This window comes from Dialister sp. UBA1703 (genome assembly GCA_002320515.1).
Taxonomy (GTDB): Bacteria; Bacillota; Negativicutes; order Veillonellales; family Dialisteraceae; genus Dialister.
Map to the genome: position 1 here is coordinate 1 of DCJJ01000114.1, position 4961 is coordinate 4961.

The 4961-nt window shown below is 56.9% G+C and carries 4 protein-coding genes; all 4 read right to left on the bottom strand.

Annotated elements, in window-relative coordinates; all coding sequences use genetic code 11:
* Window positions 1-201: 201 nt before the first annotated feature.
* Genes hypE through hypF form a run of 4 tightly spaced genes read right to left on the bottom strand, consistent with a single transcriptional unit; the run spans window position 202 to window position 4677 of the window.
* A complete protein-coding gene (gene hypE, locus B2Y11_RS05355) occupies window positions 202-1185 on the bottom strand; it encodes a hydrogenase expression/formation protein HypE (RefSeq protein ID WP_291057061.1) in 984 nt (327 codons plus the stop codon).
* Window position 1186: 1 nt separating this feature from the next.
* Window positions 1187-2221: a hydrogenase formation protein HypD gene (gene hypD / locus B2Y11_RS05360; protein WP_291057063.1), complete on the bottom strand. Its 1035-nt coding sequence runs from the start codon at window positions 2219-2221 to the stop codon at window positions 1187-1189.
* A complete protein-coding gene (locus B2Y11_RS05365) occupies window positions 2218-2439 on the bottom strand; it encodes a HypC/HybG/HupF family hydrogenase formation chaperone (protein ID WP_008860587.1) in 222 nt (73 codons plus the stop codon). Before B2Y11_RS05365 ends, hypD begins: the two co-directional genes overlap by 4 nt.
* A gap of 9 nt (window positions 2440-2448) precedes the next feature.
* A complete protein-coding gene (hypF, locus tag B2Y11_RS05370) occupies window positions 2449-4677 on the bottom strand; it encodes a carbamoyltransferase HypF (protein WP_291057066.1) in 2229 nt (742 codons plus the stop codon).
* Between the last annotated feature and the right edge of the window lie 284 nt (window positions 4678-4961).

Consider the following 4961-nt stretch of genomic DNA (forward strand, 5'->3'; position numbering starts at 1 on the left):
TAAAGGGGACGCAAGGAGCGTTACAGGATTGGCTGTCTGTGTCATATGTGACACAATATCCAGTGCTACCTATTTTCTCGTTTCCCCTTGAGGGGAAATGCCTCGAAGAGGCAAAAGGGTGTACGGGGCAGAGCACCGATATGATGCTCCATCGCGGTCCTGACCGCCGACAGCGGCCGCAGGCCCCGCCAGATTACTTTCCTAGCATATTCTTGGCAGTCCTTCTCCTCTGAGGGGAAGGAGTTTTCTTTTTCCGCCATAGGCGGTGATGAGGTGGACGCCTTCGCCTTTGGTAATACGGCCTGCCAGGGATGCCTGTCTGCCATAGGGATGGTTTCGTAAAATGGCAAGGGCCCGGTCTGCTTCTTTTTCGGGAAGGATGATCATCATTTTCCCTTCGTTTCCCATGGCCAGGGGATCCAGGCCCAGAATGCCGGAGAGCTCTCGGATTTCTTCAGACACCGGAATCTCATCTTCCATCAGTTCCATGGCTTTGCCGGAGGCTGCGGTCAGTTCGCCGGCCACCGTGGCCAGGCCGCCTCTGGTAATGTCCCGGATGGTATGAATGGTGAGGCCTTCCTTAAGAAGGCTTTCCACCAGCCCGTTTAAAGGGGCACAGTCGCTTCTGAGGCTGCTCTTCATGTGGAGCCGGGCGGTGAGGATGGTGCCGTGGTGGTCGCCCATGGTGCCGGTGAGGATGACTGCATCTCCTTCTTCCATGGCGGAGGCGGAAATGGCAAGGCCCGGCGCCCTTTCACCGATGCCGGCAGTATTGATATAGAGGCCCCCTTTGCCTTCAATAACCTTGGTGTCTCCTGCTACGATGGAAACGCCTGCTTCTCTGGCCGTTTCCGCCATGGAGAAAACTACCTTTTCCAGGGTCTCCGTTTCCAGTCCTGTTTCCAGAATGAAGGAGGCCGTCAGGTAGAGAGGTCTGGCTCCCATGGAGGACAGGTCATTCACCGTGCCGCAGATAGACAGTTTCCCTATATCACCGCCGGAAAAGAAGAGGGGTTCCACCACGAAGCTGTCGGAGGTAAGGACAGGATGGCCCTTCATCACCGGCAGGACGGCGCCGTCTTCCATACGGTCCAGTATGGGATTTGTAAAATATTTTTCAAAGAGTTCATGGATGAGGCGGCCTGTTTCTTCGCCGCCGGAACCATGGCGTAATTCGATTTTCATATTAACCTCCCCGATAGGTAATGGAGCAGGCCCCTTCGCCGGATACCATGCAGGCCCCTACCGGATGGTCCGGGGTACAGGCTTTTCCGAAGCAGGGGCAGTTTTGAGGCACCATGCGGCCGGTGAGCACAGAGGCGCAGCAGCAGCCTTTGGGCATGACGTCTTCTGTAAGGCCCCGGCTGCCGGCGTCCAGGAATTCATATTTCCCGGAAATATAAAGGCCCGAGCCTCTGATGGTGCCGAGGCCCCGCCAGACGGCGTCCCCTGCTTCAAAGATTTCATGCATCAGGGAAAGGGCCTTTGGATTGCCTTCTTCCCGTACCACCGAGGGGTATTCGTTCCAAAGGCCCCCTTTCTTTCTGGATGCTTCCAGCACCAGCCGGGAAAGGGCACGAAGAAGAAGGGGCGGTGTAAAGCCGCCGATGACCATGGGTTTCCCCGATGTTTCCGCCAGATGAAAGAAGGGACGGCTTCCTGTAATCACCGCCACGTGGCCGGGACAGAGAAAACCGTCAATGTGAAGGTCCCTGGCCAGAATGTCCATGGCCTCAGGCATAGTTTTTAAAGCGGTGAGGAAGCGGATATTCCCTATGTTTTCGTCATAGGCCCGTTTCACCAGATCCGCCCATACCGGCGCCGTAGTTTCAAAGCCCACTGCCGCCAGAACGTAGGTGGTCTGCCGGTCTTTTGCCGCCATAGCCAGCCCTTCTTCGGGATTATAGAAGAAATCCACCCTGCCGCCCCGGTCCCGGGCGCCGGACAGGGACAGGCGGCTTCCCGGCACCGCCAGAAGATCCCCAAAAGCCAGTACTTTGTATCCTTCGGTCATGGCATAGGATACCAGCTTGTCGATATAGGCAGTGGGCGTCACGCACACAGGGCAGCCGGGCCCGGAAAGGAGGGTGATGTTCGGCGACAGGATCTGCCGAATGCCGCTCCTGTACAGGGAAGAGGTATGGGTGCCGCAGACCTCCATGAGACGAAGGGGCGGCCCGTCATAGGTGGAAAGGAAGCGGTCCAGTTCTTTTTCTCTCATTCCTTTTCCAGCTCCTCGATTTCTTTAAACAGGTCAATCCAGTCATGGGCTTCCTTTTTTTCCACGATCTGGATGGCCATGCCTGCATGAACCAGCACATAATCACCGATTTTCGCAGGTACCATGGAAAGGTTCACCGGCACTTCGGTGCCGGAAAAATCCACCATGCCATGGGTGCCGATGATGCTTACCACTCTGCCCGGATAGGCTACACACATAGGTCCTCCTTATTCCTGCATGAGGCCGTAGAAGGCCTGGCCCAGGGAAATACCCCCGTCGCCGCAGGGAACTTTTTCATTACCATATACTTTGAAATGCTCTTTTGTCAGAGCCTCTTTCGTTTCTGTCCATAAAATGCCGTTATGGAAGCAGCCGCCGGTGAGGATGACCTGCTCCACGCCCAGAAGGCGGGCGCTTTCCACTACCATGTCTACAATGGCCCGGTGAAATCCCAGGGCTGCTTCCTCTATTGTACCATCTGCTTCCACAAGGGATGCGATGAGATCTTCCCTGTGCCAGATGAGCTCTCCCTTTTCTTCCTTCAGGGACAGATGGAGAGGAAGGGCCGTCTTTCCCTTCCTTTTGGCCTGCACTGCCGCCTGCTCCAGGGCCATGGCACATTCCCCTTTGAAACGGTTCTCTTCTTTCAGGTGAAGAAGGGCGGCGGCGCTGTCAAAGAGCCGTCCCATGGCGGAATCCCTGATGATATTCACCCCGGCCTCCAGGGCTGCCTTCACCAGCCCATAGCGGTGATCCTCTGCCTGAAGGCCTGCATAAACAAGGCTGGCCAGTCCTGTCTTCCAGGCCTGTTTCATGGAAATATCGCCGCCCAGAAGAGGCATGGCATCCAGGTGGCCGGCCCGCACCATCTGATTTCCTTCCAGAAGAAGAATCTCCCCGCCCCAGATGGTGCCGTCAGTGCCATAGCCGGTGCCGTCGAAGACGAAGGCCGCCGCCTTTCCCGAGAGTCCATGCTCCGCCATAACGGAAAGGCCGTGGGCCTGATGATGCTGCACTCTCCAGAGGGGAATCCCCCGGTCCGCAGAAAGACGCTCTCCCAGGGCTGAAGAAATATAGCGGGGATGAAGGTCCGTCACAATCCGCGCGGGCCGGATGCCCAGCATATTTTCCCAGTCCTCTATCATGTGAAGGAACGCTTCTTCGGAAGATTCATTTTCCAAATCGCAGGGCATTTCCCCGGGATACAAACGCCCCCGGGCGGTAAGACAGAAGGAGGGCTCCATATCCGCTCCCATAGCCAAAAGGGCCCCCTCTTTCGCCCCCTGCACCGCAGGCTCCGGCAGAAATCCCCGGGTGCGGCGGATCATATCTCTGTGATTTTCTTCCGCCTTCACCACGCTGTCATCGGCAGGACGGAGGATGTCACGGTTATTGGTGAAGAGGAAATCGATTTCATGGGCCTTAAACCAGGAAAGGGCCTCCTCATCTTTATAAAGGATGGGCTCGCCGCTCATATTGGCACTGGTCACCACCAGCGGCGCCTTGACCCCGTCGGTTAAAAGATCATAGAAAGCAGAAGGCGGCAGGAATATCCCCAGCCGCGGCACCCCTTCCGCCACCGCTTTGATTTCCTTCCTCGGCCTGCAGAGCACAATGGGACAGGCCGGAGAGGTGAGGAACTTCCTGTCCCGGTCTGTGAGGAAACAGAGCTTTTCTGCCTCCTTTAACGAATGGACCATGAGGGCAAAGGGCTTCCCTTCCCGGTGTTTCAGGCGGCGCAGACGAAGCACCGTCTCCTCCTTGTCTCCCCGGCAGACAAGATTGTACCCGCCTATGGACTTCACCATCACCATTTCTCCCGCCTTCACCAGGTGGATGGCCCTTTCCATAGCTTTCTCCCCTGTAAGGGTCTCGCCGGATTTGGAAATCATGGAGAGCTTCGGCCCGCAGTGGGGACAGCAGATGGTTTCCCCATGGCAGCGGCGGTTCTTCAAATCCCTGTACTCCCCTTCGCAGTCTTCGCAGAGAGGAAAATCATCCATGATCGTGCGGGGTCGGTCATAGGGAAGACTCCGGATGATGGTATACCGGGGACCGCAGGCGGTGCAGGAAAGGAAGGGATACTGGAAATGGCGGTCCTTCCTGTCATGAAGCTCCTTCCGGCAGGAAGGGCAGATGGCGATATCCGCCGGAAAAAGGGGAGCCAAAGGCTCCCCGCTGCTTTCTATGGCAGAGAAAGTAGAGAAGTTTTCCAGAGGGACCTCCTCTTTCGTCACTTTCTCCACGGCCACCGGATAAGGCGCTTCCTCAAGCTTCCTCTCCAGCACCAAAAGGGCCTCCCTGTCCCCGGAAGCCCTGATTTCCACCACACCGCCCAGATTCTTCACCCAGCCCGTAAGGCCCAGAGAAAGAGCCGCCCGGCAGACAAAAGGTCGGAATCCCACCCCCTGTACTCTGCCTTCCAGCAGCAAACGGATGGTATGGATATAGGACATGGTGTGGCCTCCTTTTTTAAAGGGCCGCTTTGGCGGCCCGGGTGCAGAGGGAAAGGTTGACGGCCCTTTGGGCCGAAGGGGCGCCGCCTGACGGCGGCGGGTTGTGTAGAAGGGTTGTGAGGGGGAAGGTTGTATAAAAGGTTCTTAAGATGGACCGGCCCTATGGGCCGGAGGGTTCTTAAGTTTGACGGGCCTTTGGCCCGAGGGTTGTGGTGGCGCCCTTCGGGCGATGAGTTTTATAAGCCGCCTTTCGGCGGTCACGTCCACATCGAGTATCATAATCA